A 17,409-nucleotide genomic window follows, 5' to 3' on the forward strand; every position below is an offset into this window, starting at 1 on the left:
AAAGTCCATAATGGAAAAATAAGTTCAATTTCGGAGCGCATCATGTCCAGCACGCCCTACGTCATCGATCAGGCCCAAGCCCGTGGACTGCTGGCCCAGATCGATGTGCCGCAGATTTTGCGCAAGCTGTTTCGCGATCTCGCCGCCGGCAGCGCGGTGCAGCCGGCGCAGCAATGGGTGGAATTTCCGCAAGGCGCCGGCGATTTCATCAACTATCTGGGCGTGCTGGCCGAAGACGGCGTGTACGGCGTGAAGACTTCGCCGTACATCGTCCGCGAGCAAGGCGCGCTGGTGACGGCGTGGACACTGCTGATGTCGATGAAAACCGGCCAGCCACTGCTGCTGTGCGATGCCGGCGAACTGACCACCGCGCGGACTGCGGCGACCACCGCTGTGGCGATCGATGCCCTTGCCCCCGCGAACGCTACACGGCTGGCGATAATCGGCAGTGGCAAGGTTGCCCAGGCGCATCTGCACTATGTGAAAACGTTGCGTGACTGGCAGAGCATCAGCGTGTATTCGCCGTCCCTGCTGGAAGAGGCTGAAACACAGGCCGCATTGAAAGCCATCGCGCCGGGGCTGAACATCGCCGCCAGCCGCGAAACCGCTCTCGCCGATGCCGACGTCATCATGCTGTGCACCTCGTCCGCCGGGCCGGTGATCGACCCCGCCACGCTGAGCAAACCGGCACTGATCACCTCGATCAGCACCAACGCGCCGCGCGCGCATGAAGTGCCTCCGGCCAGCCTCAACGACATGCAGGTGTTCTGCGACTGTCGTCTGACCACGCCGGGTTCGGCGGGGGAAATGCTGATTGCGGCTGAGCAGCATGGCTGGAACAAGGATTCGATTGTGGGCGACCTGGCGGATCTGCTCAGCGAGAAGGTGCAGCGTCCCGATGATCAGCGTCATGTGTTTTTCCGCTCGATCGGTTTGGGGCTGGAGGACATTGCCCTGGCCAATGCCATTTATCACCTCCGTCACTGAACACACAAAGCCCCTGTAGGAGTGAGCCTGCTCGCGATAGCGGTATATCAGACGATGCATCGTTGAATGATAGATCGCTATCGCGAGCGGGCTCACTCCTACAGGGGACAGTGCAATTTCTGAATATGGTGTACACACTGGAGCCCCTTATGAACCAGGCAGATTTCATCATCATCGGCGGCGGAATTGCCGGCGCTTCCACCGGTTTCTGGCTGTCACCACACGCCAAAGTCATTGTGCTCGAGCGTGAATCCCATCCGGCCTATCACTCCACCGGCCGCTCCGCCGCGCTGTTCACCGCGGCTTACGGCACGCCACAGGTGCGCGCACTGACCCAGGCCAGCCGCGAGTTCTTTGACCATCCACCGGCCGGTTTCTGCGAACACCCATTGCTGACGCCACGCGGCGAAATGACTGTGGATTTCACCGGTGACGCCGCCGAGTTGAACAACCAATACCTCAGCGCCAAAGCCACCGTGCCACAGATGCAACTGCTCAGCGCCGACGAAGCCTGCGCGCGCCTGCCGATTCTGCGCCGGGAAAAGGTCCACGGCGCCATCTACGATCCGAGCGCCAGCGATATCGATACCGATGCCCTGCATCAGGGTTACCTGCGTGGCATCCGCCGTAACAACGGCGAAGTGCACACCGATTGTGAAGTGCTCGGCCTGAGCCGCGACGCCGAGGGGTTGTGGCACGTGCAAACCAACGGCCAGACGTTCAGCGCCCCGGTGCTCATCAACGCCGCCGGCGCCTGGGCCGACAAGATCGGCACCATGGCCGGTGCATCGGCGCTGGGCCTGCAACCGAAACGCCGCGCCGCGTTCATCTTCGCCGGGCCCGAGGGCGTCGATATTCATCACTGGCCGATGCTGGTCAGCCTCGACGAATCCTTCTATATGAAGCCCGATGCCGGAATGTTTCTTGGCTCGCCGGCCAACGCCGATCCGGTCGAACCGCATGATGTCCAGCCCGAAGAACTGGACATCGCCATGGGCATTTATCAGATCGAAGAAGCCACCACCCTGACCATTCGCCGTCCGACCCGCACCTGGGCCGGGTTGCGCAGCTTCGTCGCCGACGGCGATTTGCTCAGCGGTTTCGATCCACAGGTGCCGGGGTTGTTCTGGGTGGCGGCGCAGGGTGGCTACGGTATTCAGACGTCGCCGGCGATGGGCCAGGCCAGCGCAGCACTGGTGCGTGGCCAGCCACTGCCCGAGCACCTGCAGCAATTCGGGCTGAACAGCGCCATGCTTTCCCCTGCTCGCCTGCGCTGAATCCGCGCGGTGACGCGCGCCACGGATTGCGGCACACTCCCTGCGCCTCCTGATCAGGGAGGCGTTGACGCTGCCTGGAGCTTCACTGTCATGACCGCCCCCGAATTCGACCCGGCGCTGGATAACTTCCGCGCCATCGCCGATGCCATCGCCACGCTGTTTTTCCCGCACGCCGAAGTGGTGCTGCATGACCTGCGCACGCAGAAGGTCGACTACATCGCCAACAATCTGTCGAAACGCGAGATCGGCGACGACTCGTCACTGGAAGACCTGCTCAGCGAGGATGTCAGCGACCGCAACATCGGCCCGTACGAAAAGCTCAACTGGGACGGTCAGAAGATTCGCAGCCTGAGCAGCGTCCTGCGCGACAGCGAAGGCGCGCCGCTGGCGGTGCTGTGCATCAACCTGAACATTTCATTGTTCGAAAATGCCAAGGCAGCCCTCGACCTGTTCCTCTCACCGAGCAAACTGATCCCGCAACCGGACGCACTGTTTCGCGATGACTGGCAGGAACGCATCAACACCTTCCTGCATGCCTGGCTGCGCGAACGCCAGTTGAGCCTGAATGTGCTGAACCGCGATCACAAACGTGAACTGGTGCTGGCGCTGCACGCCGAAGGCGCGTTCAAGGGCAAGAGTGCCTCGAATTATGTGGCCAATGTGCTGAATATGGGGCGGGCGACGGTGTACAAGCATTTGAAGGAAGTGAAGGGCTAGCGATTTGCGGGGATGTCTCTGACGCCATCGCGAGCAGGCTCACTCCTACAGGGGGAACGCATTCCAAATGTAGGAGTGAGCCTGCTCGCGATAGCGGTTTATCAGTCGCCGTAGATATCCGACTTGAAATACTTCTCGGAAATCTTCTGATACTCGCCACTCGCACGAATGCCATCAATGGCCCCGTTCAACTGGCTGACCAGTTCCGCATTGCCCTTGCGCACCGCGATCCCCGCGCCTTCGCCGACATACTTGGGATCCTTCAGCTCCGGCCCGACAAACGCATAGCCCTTGCCGCGCGGCATCGACAGAAAGTCATTCAGCGGGATGGTGTCGGCAAAAATCGCGTCGAGCCGCCCTGCCGCGAGATCCATGTAGATCTCTTCGTTGTTGCTGTAACGCTTGACGTTGACGCCCTTGGGCTCGAACACCTCGGTGGCGAACCGATCAGTCGTGGTGGCGCGCTGTACACCGACGTTCTTGCCCTTGAGGCTGGCGTACTGATCATCGACGCTGGCGCCTTCTTTCATCACCAGACGCGAAGAAGTGAAGTAATACTTGTGGGTGAAATCCACTGACTTCTTGCGATCTTCGTTGATGGTCATCGACGACAGGGCCATGTCGATCTTCTTCACTTTCAACGACGGAATCAGCCCGTCGAACTCTCCCTCGACCCACACGCACTTGACCTTCATCTGCGCGCACAGGGCATTGCCGATGTCGTAGTCAAAACCGACGATTTCGCCCTTGTCGGTTTTCGAGGCAAATGGCGGGTAAGCGGCTTCAATGCCGATGCGCAAGGTTTTCTCTGCAGCGAAGGTGCTGGCACAGGCCAACAGACTGAAGACCAGGCCGGTGATGAGGGGGAGTTTCTTCATGTTCGTTCTCTCGCGGAAGTTGTTGTTGGTTTGGCGAAGAAGAGCAGTTACAAGCGGTGAGCTATCAGCGGCAAGACAGAAGCGCTTGTACTTGGAAATCCATACTGGACTCTCAGGTACAAATCGTCAATTGTCCTTAGCGGTGTGTCAGCGAGATTTTGGGTGATGCAGATGGCGCCATCGCGAGCAGGCTCACTCCTACACTTGGAATGCGTTCCCCTTGTAGGAGTGAGCCTGCTCGCGATAGCGGATTTGAAGACACTAAAAATTTACTTGTTCCAGCGATCTGCAGCCGCATGATCACTGTCGCGCCCTTCCACCCAGCGCGGCCCGTCGCTGGTGTTTTCTTTCTTCCAGAACGGTGCGCGGGTTTTCAGGTAGTCCATGACGAAGGCGCAGGCGTCGAAGGCGGCCTGGCGATGGGCGCTGGCGGCGCCGACGAAGACGATCGGCTCGCCCGGCTCCAGCGCGCCGATGCGATGCAACACTTCCAGCTTCAGCAGCGGCCAGCGCTGTTCGGCTTCGACGGCGATCTTGCCCAAGGCTTTTTCGGTCATGCCCGGATAGTGCTCGAGAAACATCCCCGCGACATCGAGCCCGTCGTTGAAGTCGCGCACATAGCCGACGAAACTCACCACCGCACCGACGCCGACGTTGGCCGCGTGCATCGCATTGACTTCAGCACCCGGATCGAACGGCGTGGCCTGCACGCGAATCGCCATGGTTCAGCCTCCGGTCACGGTGGGGAAAAACGCCACTTCGTCGCCGTCGGCTACCGGCTCGTCGAGCTGGCAGAGATCTTCGTTGCGGGCGCACATCAGATTCTGTTCGCGCAACACCTCGGCGCCGTCACGCTGCGCCAACAGGCTGCGCACATCGTCAACCGTAGCAAAATCGCCCTCAACCTTCACCGAATCGACGCCCAGCGCTTCACGGTATCGAGCAAAAAACTTCACGGTCACGTTCATGGCTGCTCCGCCTGAAAGTGGCCGCTCTTGCCACCGACCTTCTCCAGCAGACGCACGCTTTCGATGGTCATGCCACGGTCCACGGCTTTGCACATGTCATAGATGGTCAGGGCGGCGACGCTGGCGGCGGTCAGCGCTTCCATCTCGACGCCAGTCTGTCCGGAGAGTTTGCAGCGGGCGACGATGCGCACGCTATCGTCGCCTTCGGCGCTCAGCTCGACCTTGACGCCGGTGAGCAGCAGCGGATGGCACAGCGGAATCAAATCGCTGGTCTTCTTCGCCGCCTGGATCCCGGCGATGCGCGCCACGGCAAACACATCACCCTTGGGATGGCCGCCGCTGACAATCATCTGCAGCGTTTCAGGAAGCATGCGCACCAGCGCTTGGGCCGTCGCTTCACGGAACGTCACGGCTTTTTCGGTGACGTCGACCATGTTGGCGCGACCTTGGGAATCGAGATGAGTCAGCACGGAATTACTCCTGATCAGGAGCGTGGATTGTAAACCCGTGGGTCAGATATCCGCGAGCGCGATTACCGCCTCACCCTAAATCCGTGTAGGAGTGAGCCTGCTCACGATAGCGGTATGACATTCAGCATTCATGGTGGCTGATGCACCGCTATCGCGAGCAGGCTCACTCCTACATTTGGTTTTGTGTTCGGCATAAAAAACGGGCGGTTTTTTGGGCCGCCCGGTTTCGCAGGAAGGGTTACAAATGCGATTCGGCGTATTCAGCCAGAATCGAGCGAGGCACCCCTTGCAGGGTGATGTGCACACCGTTGGGGAAATCCTTGAAGCGTTCGGTCAGGTACGTCAGCCCGGAACTGGTCGCGGACAGGTAGGGAGTGTCGATCTGTGCGAGGTTGCCCAGGCACACCACTTTCGAACCGGTGCCGGCACGGGTGATGATGGTTTTCATCTGATGTGGCGTGAGGTTCTGGCATTCGTCGATCAGGATCAGGCTCTGCTGGAAGCTGCGACCGCGAATGTAGTTGAGCGATTTGAACTGCAACGGCACTTTGCTGAGGATGTAATCGACGCTGCCATGGGTGTTTTCGTCATCCATGTGCAAGGCTTCGAGGTTGTCGGTGATGGCGCCCAGCCAAGGCTCCATTTTTTCCGCTTCGGTGCCGGGCAGGAAGCCGATTTCCTGGTCCAGGCCCTGCACGCTGCGGGTGGCGATGATGCGCCGGTAGCGCTTGCTGACCATGGTCTGCTCGATCGCCGCGGCCAGGGCCAGAATGGTTTTACCGGAACCGGCAGCGCCGGACAGATTGACCAGGTGAATGTCCGGGTCGAGCAGCGCATAAAGTGCCAGGCTTTGGTAGATGTCGCGTGGCTTGAGCCCCCAGGCCTCTTGGTGCAGCAGCGGTTCCTGATGCAGATCGAGAATCAGCAGCTTGGCCTCGTCGATCTCCTTGATCCAGCCGACGAACCCCTGTTCGTCGATGATGAACTCGTTGATGTGCACTGCCGGCAGGTTGTCGATCAGTTGCACTTGATGCCAGGTGCGGCCGTGATCCTGGCGGGTGTCGACCTTGCTCACGCGGTCCCAGAACGAGCCGGTCATGGTGTGGTAGCCGTTGGGCAGCAGGGACACGTCATCGACCAGTTGGTCGGTGCTGTAATCCTCGGCATCGATGCCGCAGGCGCGCGCCTTGAGGCGCATATTGATGTCTTTGGTGACCAGCACCACCGGTTGGCGCGGGTCGCGAGCGTGCAGGTCGATCAGTTGGTTGATGATTTTGTTGTCGTTCAGGTGCTCGGGCAGAATCAGGTTCGACTCGGCCTGCTTGCTCATCAGAATTGACAGCAAGCCCTTCGGCCCACCCTTGCCGCGCTGGATCGGCACACCCAGTTCAACGTCTTCGGGTGACGCATCGCCCAAGGTCTTGTCGATCAGCCGGATGGCCTGGCGGCATTCGGCGGCAACGCTGTGATGCCCGCTCTTGAGCTTGTCGAGTTCTTCGAGCACGGTCATCGGGATGGCAACGTGGTGTTCTTCGAAATTCAGCAGGGCATTTGGATCGTGAATCAATACGTTGGTATCGAGTACATACAGGATTGGCTGGTTGGAGGAAGGGCTACGTCCGTGATCATCCATACTCGGTCACCTATGTCAGAGCCAGTAGACGCAATACCTGAGCGGTGCTGCGCCTCGAAGTGACTGCCGAAATCTCACCTGCGGAGATTCAAGTGACTGCAAACAAACGGGTCTTGGAAGACGCCACCTGTGTTGCAGGTTTCGGCGGTCTGTCTTCGTAATACTCCAAAACCGATGACATAAAAAAGTACTTTGACGGTTTTTTTAAGTTTATTTTGCAGAGTGACGAATAGCCCTTGGCGGACTCACCAGACACCGCTAAAGTCGGAAGTCCGCCTGCATCGAATCCCTTCAAAAAATCAGCCCAAGCCCAATGTTTTCGGCCCTTGGGTGCTCCTCATCGAAACGCGTCCTGACAGTCTTCCCAACCGATGCCGCTCTGCGCGGTTTGCGTGATCAGCCACGGCAACGAGGTCTTAACCGCATCCTGCTTCATGTTGAAATTGATCACTCCGTGGCGCCACAACAGCATCAGGGTCAGGACTCGCTGCGCGCTCGCCGCGCCTCTGAGTCGGCCGGCGCCGTCCTGAGCATCGATGTCCCACAGCGCCACTTGCAGGCCCTGGGCATTGAGGAAGCCTTGTGCATCGCTGCGGCGCTGGCCTTCCGGCGGGCGGAACAGCGGTACGTAGTTCTCCGGCAACTTGCTCTTCACCAGATCGGCACTGCGCCGCACCGAATCCTGCCAGTCCTGCCAGTGGCTGTGAGAACGGAACTCCCAGCCTTGCACGCCTACGCACTGGGTCGAAAAACTCGCTTGCAGGCTGCTGACCGAACGATCGGCCAGCCGTGCCTGAATATCTTTGCCCAATACAAAGAACGTGCCGCTCATATTGGATTTGCGCAGGTACTCGGTGAGCCAGTCGGTGTTGTCCGGCTGGACATTGGCGGCGCTGTCGAAGGTCAGCAGAAACAGGCGATCGTGCATGTCGTCGCCGTTGCGCTCGTAGTCGCCGAAACGATCGACTTCGCTGCTGGTCTGCGGAAACAGCGCGGCCTTGCGCAGCAGTTCATCCAGATACTGCAGATGGAAAATCCGGCTCGGTTCGGCCCATTTGGTGTAATAGCTGTCGTCGCTGACCACAAACTTGGCGGCTTGCTCACGCAGGGTCGGCAGGTCTTCGACGAGGAAGCAGAACGAGGCATCCTGATCACAGCTTTGCTGGGCATGGTTGTAGTTGGTGAGCAGGCGTTGCCAGAGGCGCTGGCGCAGCTGGTTGACCGCATCGATATTCACCGTGCGCAGGCCGAGGCGCTGGGCCAGTGCGGCCTCGTCGATCGACTCGGCGCCGAGCAGGCCACGGGCAAACATGAGGATTTCTGCGCGTGACGCGACGTCGAACAGGGTCGGACTGCTGAGCTGCTCAGGCCAGGTGCTGCGGTCCAGCGTCGCCGGATCACCAGGCGCCGCAACGGCAGCGACACTCAGCAGCCAGGCGGTGAAAAAAAGAACAATGCGCAAGGGGACGTCTCCATAACAAAACCCGCGCGGCACTATAGCTGATGTGCAAGGCTGAAGGACGCCGCCCTCACCCCAGCCCTCTCCCGGGGGGAGAGGGAGCTGACCGAGTATCGCTTTCGATGTCCGCCAATCTGAACTATCGAGTCGAACTCAAATTTTGAAATCAATGAGATCGGCTCCCTCTCCCTCCGGGAGAGGGCTGGGGTGAGGGAAAGATCCACCAGCCGTCGCAAATCCCGGCCCTTGCACCGACCTATAACCCCCATAGCTGGAGTCAACCCCGCCAACCCCCTAGAATCGCCCCCACGATTAAAGGAGACGACTTCATGCTGATGGTGATTTCCCCCGCCAAGACCCTCGATTACGAAACACCGCCGGCGACCCAGCGCTTTACCCAGCCGCAATACCTGGACCACTCCCAGGAGCTGATCCAGCAATTGCGCGAGCTGAGCCCGGCGCAAATCAGCGAGCTGATGCACGTATCCGACAAGATCGGCGGGCTCAATGCCGCGCGTTTCGGTAGCTGGACGCCGGCCTTCACGCCAGAGAATGCCAAGCAGGCATTGCTCGCCTTCAAAGGCGACGTCTATACCGGTCTGGACGCGCAATCTTTCAGCGAAAAAGATTTCGATTACGCGCAAAAGCACCTGCGCATGCTTTCCGGCCTTTATGGCCTGCTGCGTCCCCTCGACCTGATGCAAGCCTATCGCCTGGAAATGGGCACCAAACTGGCCAACGCCCGCGGCAAAGACCTGTATGCCTTCTGGGGCACGCGCATCAGCGAATGGCTCAACGAAGCGCTGGCCGAACAAGGCGATGATGTGCTGCTCAACCTGGCATCCAACGAGTACTTTTCGGCCGTCAAACGCACCGCCCTCAACGCGCGAATCATCAATACCGAGTTCAAGGATCAGAAGAACGGTCAGTACAAGATCATCAGTTTCTACGCGAAAAAAGCCCGCGGTCTGATGAGCCGTTTCGTGATTCAGGAAAAGATCAACGATCCAGCGCAACTCAAGCACTTCGATGTGCAGGGTTATCGCTTCAGTGCCGAGCAGTCGAAACCCGATAATCTGGTGTTTCTGCGCGATCACGCCCCGGAATAAAGCATGCCCAATGCACGACTCTTTTCATCCAGAGTCGTGCACCTCGCACGATGCCAGAAAACTCCCGCCGCATTTCGCCGGTTTAATGGCGCCAAAAAAATACCCCTGTCTTTTCTAAGATTTCTTTCACTCGACACTCGTCAGTTTTTTCAGTAGTGGCACCTAAATTTTTTTGCAGTAGTGGCACAAAACTATCTAGTGCACTTATAGCCCCAGAACTAAAGGGCGAAATCGCTAGTGCTATCAAATTGAAAGCAGTGCCATCTTTACCAATATTTCAAAAAATTTCAGATGGCACGATGAGCGGACAGGAACTATGTCCAAATGCGTAGCTCATACCACCGGTAACGATTCTCGGAGAGTTTGTACGAGATAACTTACGCAGAGCAGATAGCCATGTAACCAAGTTGTCACAGCAACTTGACTAGATGACTAACCGGTCTGAAAACGAAACGATGGACAGGCGATACGCACCATTGATATCCCCTGCAAAGGCCATGGTCGTACCCTTTAAACGTGCTCGCCTGAGCACTGAACCGCTTGATTTACAGGGATTTTCATCCCTGCATCAAGCGCGCAAGACGATTGCACAAGAGTCTTCAAAAGAAGATCCGCTGCATAACAGGGCAAGTCATAACAATAAGGCCTGGTTGCGCACATCTTGAGTGCACTTATTTAGACACTCGAAACTTAGTATGCCTGCACACGGCATTGTGGCGCCTGTAAGCCGCACTTTCGAGTGCACTAGTGTCCGCTGAACACCATTAACTCCGGCCTCTAAGGCCTGATATATACAGAGGTAATTGCGATGCGCATCAGCATATTTGGTTTGGGTTACGTTGGCGCAGTATGTGCCGGTTGCCTGTCTGCACGGGGCCATGACGTAGTTGGCGTCGATGTTGCCAAAGACAAGATCGACATGATCAACGCCGGTAAATCGCCGATCGTTGAACCGGGTCTGGGCGAACTTCTACAACAGGGAATCCAGACCGGTCGTCTGCGCGGCACGACCAACTTCGCCGAAGCCATTCGCGACACCGACCTGTCGATGATCTGCGTCGGTACACCGAGCAAAAAGAACGGTGACCTGGAACTCAACTACATCGAAGCGGTATGCCGCGAGATCGGTTTTGTTCTGCGTGAAAAAACCACCCGTCACACCATCGTCGTGCGCAGCACCGTTCTGCCGGGCACCGTGGCTAACGTGGTGATCCCGATTCTCGAAGACTGCTCGGGCAAGAAAGCCGGCGTCGACTTCGGCGTTGCGGTCAACCCTGAGTTCCTGCGCGAATCCACTGCAATCGCTGACTACGATCAGCCACCGATGACGGTCATCGGCGAGTTCGACACCGCCTCCGGTGACGTTCTGCAATCGCTGTACGAAGAACTCGACGCACCGATCATCCGCAAGGACATCGCCGTTGCCGAAATGATCAAGTACACCTGCAACGTCTGGCACGCGACCAAAGTGACCTTCGCCAACGAGATCGGCAACATCGCCAAAGCGGTCGGCGTCGATGGCCGTGAAGTGATGGAAGTGGTCTGCCAGGACAAGACCCTCAACCTGTCCCAGTACTACATGCGTCCAGGCTTCGCTTTCGGTGGCTCGTGCCTGCCAAAAGACGTCCGCGCCCTGACCTACCGCGCCGGTTCCCTGGACGTCGAAGCGCCGCTGCTCAACTCGCTGATGCGCAGTAACGAATCGCAAGTGCAGAACGCTTTCGACATCGTTGAAAGCCATGAAAAACGCAAAGTCGCCCTGCTCGGTCTGAGCTTCAAGGCCGGCACCGACGACCTGCGCGAAAGCCCGCTGGTCGAACTGGCCGAAATGCTGATCGGCAAGGGTTACGACCTGAGCATCTACGACAGCAACGTCGAGTACGCCCGTGTTCACGGCGCGAACAAAGACTACATCGAGTCGAAAATCCCGCACGTATCGTCCCTGCTCAACTCGGACTTCGACTCGGTGATCGACAACTCCGACGTGATCATCCTCGGCAACCGCGACGAGAAATTCCGCTCGCTGGCCCAGGAAGCGCCGAAGGGCAAGCAAGTCATCGACCTGGTGGGCTTCATGTCCAAGGCCACCAGCGCCGGTAGCCGCACCGAAGGTATTTGCTGGTAACGCAGCGCCAAGCGACAAGCGTCGAGCTGCAAGTCAACGCGATTGGCTTGCAGCTTGAAGCTTGCAACTTGCGGCTTCCCTTACCTTCGGATGACGGTTATGACCAAGCTCAAACATTTTTTTCTGCAATCAGCCGGCTGGCTTTTTTATCTCAGTCTGCTGATGGGCCTGGCCTTGATGCTGCCCACGTCCACATTCGACTCCGAGTCGAAGGACTTCATTTTCCTGATTGGCGCCGTGGGTATCTGGCGCTACTCGATGGGTGCAACGCACTTTGTGCGCGGCATGATTTTTCTCTACATCGTCTACCCGCACCTGCGCCGCAAAGTGCGCAAGCTGGGCAAGGCCGCCGATCCATCGCATGTGTTTCTGATGGTCACCAGTTTCCGTATTGACGCGCTGACTACCGCGCAGGTCTACAGCTCGGTGATCCGCGAAGCCATCGATTGCGATCTGCCGACCACCATCGTCTGCTCGATCGTGGAGATGTCCGACGAGCTGCTGGTCAAGGCGCTGTGGGCACGGATGAATCCGCCGGAGCGGGTCAAGCTCGACTTCGTGCGCATTCCCGGCACCGGCAAGCGTGATGGTCTGGCCTTCGGTTTCCGCGCGATCTCCCGTCACCTGCCGGACGACCGTGCCGTCGTGGCCGTGATCGACGGCGATACCGTGCTCGGCGAAGGCGTCGTGCGCAAGACCGTGCCGTGGTTCCAGCTGTTCGGCAACGTCGGCGGCCTGACCACCAACGAATTCTGCGAAGTGCGCGGCGGCTACATCATGAGCGAGTGGCACAAGCTGCGCTTCGCCCAGCGCCACATCAACATGTGCTCGATGGCCTTGTCCAAGCGCGTACTGACCATGACCGGTCGTATGTCGGTGTTCAAAGCGTCCGTGGTGACCAACCCGGAATTCATCGCCGACGTTGAAAGCGACTCGCTGCAACACTGGCGCCTGGGCCGCTTCAAATTCCTGACCGGTGACGACAAGTCGAGCTGGTTCAGCCTGATGCGCCTGGGTTACGACACCTTCTACGTGCCGGACGCGGCGATCAACACCGTTGAGCACCCGCCGGAAAAGAGCTTCATCAAGGCCAGCCGCAAGCTGATGTTCCGCTGGTACGGCAACAACCTGCGGCAGAACTCGCGTGCACTGGGCCTGGGTATCCGTCGTCTCGGCGCATTCACTTCGGTGGTGCTGTTCGACCAGCGTGTGTCGATGTGGACTTCGCTGCTCGGTCTGACCGTGGCGCTTATCGCCAGCTTCAAGTACGGCACCGCGTTCATCCTCGTGTACCTGCTGTGGATCGGCATCACCCGCCTGATCCTGACGCTGTTGCTGTCGTGCTCCGGACACCGCATCGGCCCGGCTTACCCGGCGATTCTGTATTACAACCAGATCGTTGGCGCGCTAGTGAAGATCTACGTGTTCTTCCGCCTCGACCAACAATCGTGGACTCGCCAGCCCACTTCCCTGACCCGTGACCTCGCCAGCTTTCAACGTTGGTTCAACACCTGGTCGTCTCGGACCATGACCTTCTCCGCCGGCAGCATTTTTGTCGCCGTGCTGCTGATGATGGTCTGACCCGTTCCTATTGAATTAACAAGGAAATCGCCCCTATGAATACCGCCGTCAACGTCAACGTAGTGCATGAATCCGAAGCCCAGCGCCAGCACGCTCGCGTGAAAATCCCGGCCAAGCTGCGTTTCTTCGGCCCTGACCGGACTCCGGTCGAAGCGCGGGTATTGGACCTGTCGGCTGGCGGTCTGGCGTTCAACGCCGGGCAGATGCCGCTGACCATCGGCGAGGTGTACAAGGCGCGTCTGCAATTTGTCATCGACAACCTCGGCCTGGCCATGGACGTTGAACTGCAGGTGCGCTCCTTCGATCGCGCCACCGGCCGCGCCGGCTGCCAGTTCCAGAACCTCGAGCCGCAGGACATCTCCACCCTGCGCCACCTGATCACTTCGCACCTGGCCGGCGACATCGTCAGCATCGGCGAGGTGCTGGCGACCCTGCAGCGCGACAACTTCACCAAGGCGCGCAAGAACAAGAGCAACGACACCGGCATGACCGCGTTCGGTCGTCTGAAAGCCGTGACTTTCAGCGCCGGTATTTTCGCGGTTGGCCTGGTCGCTGCCGGTTTCATCTTCAAGTCGGTGTATGGCATGTACTTCGTCAGCCACGCCCAGGCCGGTCTGGTCAGCGTGCCGGGGATGAACATCACCATGCCGCGTGACGGCACCGTGCAGAGCCTGGTCAAGTCCGACGGCGTTGCCGCCAAAGGCGCGCCGCTGGCGACCTTCAGCACCAGCATGCTCGACGTGCTCAAGGGCCACCTGGCCGAAGACCAACTGGCCCCGGCCAAGGTTGAAGAACTGTTCGGCAAGCAGATGACCGGCACCCTGACCTCGCCATGCGATTGCACCGTGGCCCAGCAACTGGTCGCCGACGGTCAGTACGCGAGCAAGGGTGACGTGATCTTCCAGTTGGTGCCGCGCAACACCCAGGCCACCGTTGATGCACGCTTCTCCTATCGCCAGTTCGGCGACGTGCGCCCAGGCACGCCAGTGAGCTTCCAGATCGCCGGCGAAGACAAGACCCGCACCGGCAAGATCGTCAGCAGCACCAGCCTGAAGAGCGCCGACCTGTCCTCCGACATTCGCGTGCAGATCCAGCCTGACGAGCCGCTCGACAGCAGCTTCGCCGGCCGCCCGGTGGAAGTGAACAGCGACCGAGGCCCGAACCTGAACTGGCTGATCGACAAAGCCATGGCTGCCGGTCTTTAAGTCGAGGACATGCCTGTGACTACTCCACCCATCCTGAACACACCGCGCTCCCTGTGGGAGCTGGCCTGCCAGCGACTGGATCAGCGCGGTACAGCTGAAACACCGCGTCGCCTGAATCGCCAGCAGGCTGGCTCCCACAAGGGATTGATGGTGTGCTCGCTGGCCCTGGCCGTCAGTCTGGCCGGTTGCGCCGGCCTGCCCGACCAGCGTCTGGCTAACGAAGCGCTCAAGCGGGGCGACACCGCCACTGCTGCGCAGAATTATCAGCAACTGGCCGACCTGGGCTACAGCGAGGCGCAAGTCGGCCTGGCTGATATCCAGGTCGACAGCCGTGACCCGGCACAAATGAAGCAGGCCGAAGCGACTTACCGCGCCGCGGCCAGCGTGTCGCCGCGTGCCCAGGCCCGTCTCGGTCGTTTGCTGGTGGCTAAACCCGGCTCGACCGAAGCCGAGCATCACGAAGCCGAAACCCTGCTGAAAAAAGCCGCCGCCAATGGTGAAGGCAATACGTTGATTCCGCTGGCGATGCTGTACCTGCAATACCCGCACAGTTTCCCGAACATCAACGCCCAGCAGCAGATCGATCAGTGGCGCAAGGCCGGTTACCCGGAAGCCGGTCTGGCCCAGGTGTTGCTGTATCGCACCCAGGGCACCTACGACCAGCACCTAGATGACGTGGAAAAAATCTGCAAGGCCGCGCTCAACACCACCGATATCTGCTACGTCGAACTGGCAACCGTTTACCAGAAACGTGGCCAGCCAGAGCAGCAGGCCGAGCTGATCAAGCAGATGCAGGCCGGTTACAGCCGTGGCACCGTCACCGCCCAGCGTGTTGATTCGGTCGCCCGCGTACTGGCTGATTCGACCCTGGGCAAGACCGACGAGAAAACTGCGCAGTCGCTGCTCGAGCCGATCGCTCCGGGCTACCCGGCGGCGTGGGTCAGCCTCGCGCAACTGCTTTACGACTTCCCGGAACTGGGCGATGTCGATCAGATGATGAAGTACCTGGACAACGGCCGCGCCGCCGACCAGCCGCGCGCCGAGCTGTTGCTGGGCAAGGTCTACTACGAAGGCAAACTGGTTCCTGCCGACGCGAAAGTCGCCGAAGAACATTTCCAGAAAGCCGTCGGCCGTGAAGTCGCCGCCGATTACTACCTCGGCCAGATCTATCGCCGTGGCTACCTGGGCAAGGTCTATCCGCAGAAGGCGCTCGACCATCTGCTGACCGCTGCGCGCAACGGCCAGAACAGTGCCGACTTCGCCATCGCTCAACTGTTTTCCCAAGGCAAGGGCACCAAGCCCGACCCACTCAACGCGTACGTCTTCAGCCAGTTGGCCAAGGCGCAAAACACCCCGCAAGCCGCTGAGCTGGCCGCCACCCTCGAGGCGCAATTGCCGCCCGAGCGTCTGCCCGAAGCGCGCCGCCTGCTGCAACAAGAGCAAGCCAGCCGTGGCTCGCTGAACCCGAACACGCTGCAACTGCACGCCCTGCAAGAAGAAGACGGCGAGGAAAAACTATGAAGCTGAACCCATTCGTGAAGGCCGGCATTGGCCTCACTTTCGCGCTGATCTGGTCTTGCCCGACACTGGCCGCGATGACTGAAAGCAAGAACTTCGGCCTGGAAGTGAAACTCACCGGCCAGTCCGAAGACGACCGCGACCTTGGCACCGCCCGTGGCGGCGACGTCAACGGCGTCGGCCTCGACCTGCGTCCGTGGATCTACGGCGAAAGCGGCGCGTGGAGCGCCTACGCCATGGGCCAGGCCGTGACCTCGACCGACATCATCGAGACCGACACCCTGCAACAATCCGACGGTGCGCAAACCACCGACAGCGGTGATCGCGAAACCAAGAAAAACTACCTGGCGATGCGCGAATTCTGGGTCGGCTACAGCGGCTTCACGCCCTACCCTGGCGAGATCCTCAAGTTCGGTCGCCAGCGTCTGCGCAATGACGACGGCCAATGGCGCGACACCAACATCGAAGCGCTGAACTGGACGTTCGACACCACCCTGCTGCGTGCCAACGCCGGTGTGGCCGAGCGCTTCAGCGAATACCGTACCGACTTGAAAGAGCTGGCGCCCAAAGACAAGGATCGCCTGCACGCCTACGCCGACGCCGCTTACCAGTGGACGCCGGGCCAGTGGGTCGGCATTCGCGGTCACCACACCCACGATGACGGCAAGCTCGATTACGCCGAACCGGGTGTAGCGCGAGATTCGCTGGACAAGACCGAGAACGGCGACATCAGCTGGATCGGCCTGACCGCTGACAGCGATGCCTACAACTGGCGCAACACCAACACCGTCAACTACTGGGGCAGCATCACCGGCATGAGCGGCGACCGTGACACGGTCAACGCGCTGAACGCCGACGGCAGCCGTCCTGCACAAGCCAAGCGCAGCGATGACATCAGCGGCTGGGCGGCCGATGTCGGTGTGCGTCTGCGCCTCGATCCACAGTGGCAAGTCGGCGGTGCCTATGCCCGCGCCAGCGCCGATTACGAACAGAACGGTCTGGAGAGCAACCGCTCCAACTACACCGGTACCCGTTCGCGCGTACACCGTTTCGGTGAAGCGTTCCGCGGCGAAATGAACAACATGCAGACCGCGACCCTGTTCGGTTCGTGGATGGTCAACGACGAATACGACGCCAGCCTGATCTACCACAAGTTCTGGCGTGTCGACGGCAATAAGCCAGTGGGCAGCAACGGCATCAACGCGGTGGAAAACAACACCGACGACGTCACCGGCGCGATCCTTTCCAGCACCTCGCTGCCGCTTGAAGACGGCAACAAGGACCTGGGTCAGGAGATGGACCTGGTCGTCACCAAGTACTTCAAGCAAGGCCTGTTGCCGGCGGCGCTGAGCCAGTCGATCGACGAACCTTCGGCGCTGGTGCGATTCCGTGGCGGTGTGTTCAAGCCAGGTGATGCCTATGGCAGCCAGGTCGATTCGTACATGCACCGCGCATTCATCGACGTGATCTGGCGCTTCTGAT

General features: G+C 59.7%; 15 protein-coding genes. 9 read left to right on the top strand and 6 right to left on the bottom strand.

Annotated features, from left to right (window positions below):
- Positions 1–42: 42 nt before the first annotated feature.
- The 3 genes from J3P75_RS22860 (at position 43) to J3P75_RS22870 (ending at position 2,981) form a co-directional block, all read left to right on the top strand.
- Entirely contained in the window at positions 43–987 is a 945-nt protein-coding gene (locus J3P75_RS22860; RefSeq protein WP_434708277.1) for an ornithine cyclodeaminase family protein, read from the top strand.
- Positions 988–1,136: 149 nt separating this feature from the next.
- Positions 1,137–2,264, top strand: coding sequence for an NAD(P)/FAD-dependent oxidoreductase (locus J3P75_RS22865; RefSeq protein WP_434708278.1), 1,128 nt, complete (start codon positions 1,137–1,139; stop codon positions 2,262–2,264).
- Between the two features lie 90 nt (positions 2,265–2,354).
- Positions 2,355–2,981: a helix-turn-helix transcriptional regulator gene (locus J3P75_RS22870; RefSeq protein ID WP_434708279.1), complete on the top strand. Its 627-nt coding sequence runs from the start codon at positions 2,355–2,357 to the stop codon at positions 2,979–2,981.
- A 101-nt stretch (positions 2,982–3,082) separates the two neighbouring features.
- On the opposite strand, the gene J3P75_RS22875 is transcribed toward J3P75_RS22870, so the two are convergent.
- From J3P75_RS22875 to J3P75_RS22900, 6 genes are all read right to left on the bottom strand, one after another.
- Positions 3,083–3,859, bottom strand: coding sequence for an ABC transporter substrate-binding protein (locus J3P75_RS22875; protein WP_434708280.1), 777 nt, complete (start codon positions 3,857–3,859; stop codon positions 3,083–3,085).
- A 269-nt stretch (positions 3,860–4,128) separates the two neighbouring features.
- Positions 4,129–4,581, bottom strand: a complete 453-nt coding sequence (gene moaE / locus J3P75_RS22880; protein ID WP_073473663.1) for a molybdopterin synthase catalytic subunit MoaE — start codon at positions 4,579–4,581, stop codon at positions 4,129–4,131.
- Between the two features lie 3 nt (positions 4,582–4,584).
- Positions 4,585–4,827, bottom strand: coding sequence for a molybdopterin converting factor subunit 1 (gene moaD, locus J3P75_RS22885; RefSeq protein WP_434708281.1), 243 nt, complete (start codon positions 4,825–4,827; stop codon positions 4,585–4,587).
- A complete protein-coding gene (moaC, locus tag J3P75_RS22890) occupies positions 4,824–5,297 on the bottom strand; it encodes a cyclic pyranopterin monophosphate synthase MoaC (RefSeq protein WP_095180424.1) in 474 nt (157 codons plus the stop codon). Before moaC ends, moaD begins: the two co-directional genes overlap by 4 nt.
- Positions 5,298–5,535: 238 nt before the next feature.
- Positions 5,536–6,930 carry a PhoH family protein gene (locus J3P75_RS22895; RefSeq protein WP_434708282.1) on the bottom strand — a complete coding sequence of 465 codons (1,395 nt, stop codon included), beginning with the start codon at positions 6,928–6,930 and terminating at the stop codon, positions 5,536–5,538.
- Between the two features lie 337 nt (positions 6,931–7,267).
- A complete protein-coding gene (locus J3P75_RS22900; RefSeq protein WP_434708283.1) occupies positions 7,268–8,392 on the bottom strand; it encodes a polysaccharide deacetylase family protein in 1,125 nt (374 codons plus the stop codon).
- Between the two features lie 326 nt (positions 8,393–8,718).
- On the opposite strand from J3P75_RS22900, the gene yaaA reads away from it, so the two are divergent.
- The 6 genes from yaaA (at position 8,719) to J3P75_RS22930 (ending at position 17,408) form a co-directional block, all read left to right on the top strand.
- Positions 8,719–9,498 carry a peroxide stress protein YaaA gene (gene yaaA, locus J3P75_RS22905; RefSeq protein ID WP_434708284.1) on the top strand — a complete coding sequence of 260 codons (780 nt, stop codon included), beginning with the start codon at positions 8,719–8,721 and terminating at the stop codon, positions 9,496–9,498.
- 808 nt (positions 9,499–10,306) lie between these two features.
- Complete coding sequence (locus J3P75_RS22910) at positions 10,307–11,623, top strand: nucleotide sugar dehydrogenase (RefSeq protein WP_434708285.1); 1,317 nt, start codon at positions 10,307–10,309, stop codon at positions 11,621–11,623.
- Positions 11,624–11,722: 99 nt separating this feature from the next.
- Positions 11,723–13,204 (top strand): mannuronan synthase, encoded by a 1,482-nt coding sequence (alg8, locus tag J3P75_RS22915; protein WP_172833293.1) that lies wholly within the window; start codon positions 11,723–11,725, stop codon positions 13,202–13,204.
- Between the two features lie 35 nt (positions 13,205–13,239).
- Complete coding sequence (locus tag J3P75_RS22920; RefSeq protein ID WP_090281864.1) at positions 13,240–14,409, top strand: alginate biosynthesis protein Alg44; 1,170 nt, start codon at positions 13,240–13,242, stop codon at positions 14,407–14,409.
- Positions 14,410–14,418: 9 nt separating this feature from the next.
- Positions 14,419–15,930, top strand: a complete 1,512-nt coding sequence (gene algK / locus J3P75_RS22925; RefSeq protein WP_434708286.1) for an alginate biosynthesis TPR repeat lipoprotein AlgK — start codon at positions 14,419–14,421, stop codon at positions 15,928–15,930.
- Positions 15,927–17,408: an alginate export family protein gene (locus J3P75_RS22930; protein WP_090281862.1), complete on the top strand. Its 1,482-nt coding sequence runs from the start codon at positions 15,927–15,929 to the stop codon at positions 17,406–17,408. The genes algK and J3P75_RS22930 overlap by 4 nt, the downstream gene beginning before the upstream one ends.
- Position 17,409 lies beyond the last annotated feature (1 nt).

Origin of the sequence: Pseudomonas sp. R1-1 (assembly GCF_051132135.1) — a bacterium.
In the GTDB taxonomy this organism is placed as follows: domain Bacteria; phylum Pseudomonadota; class Gammaproteobacteria; order Pseudomonadales; family Pseudomonadaceae; genus Aquipseudomonas.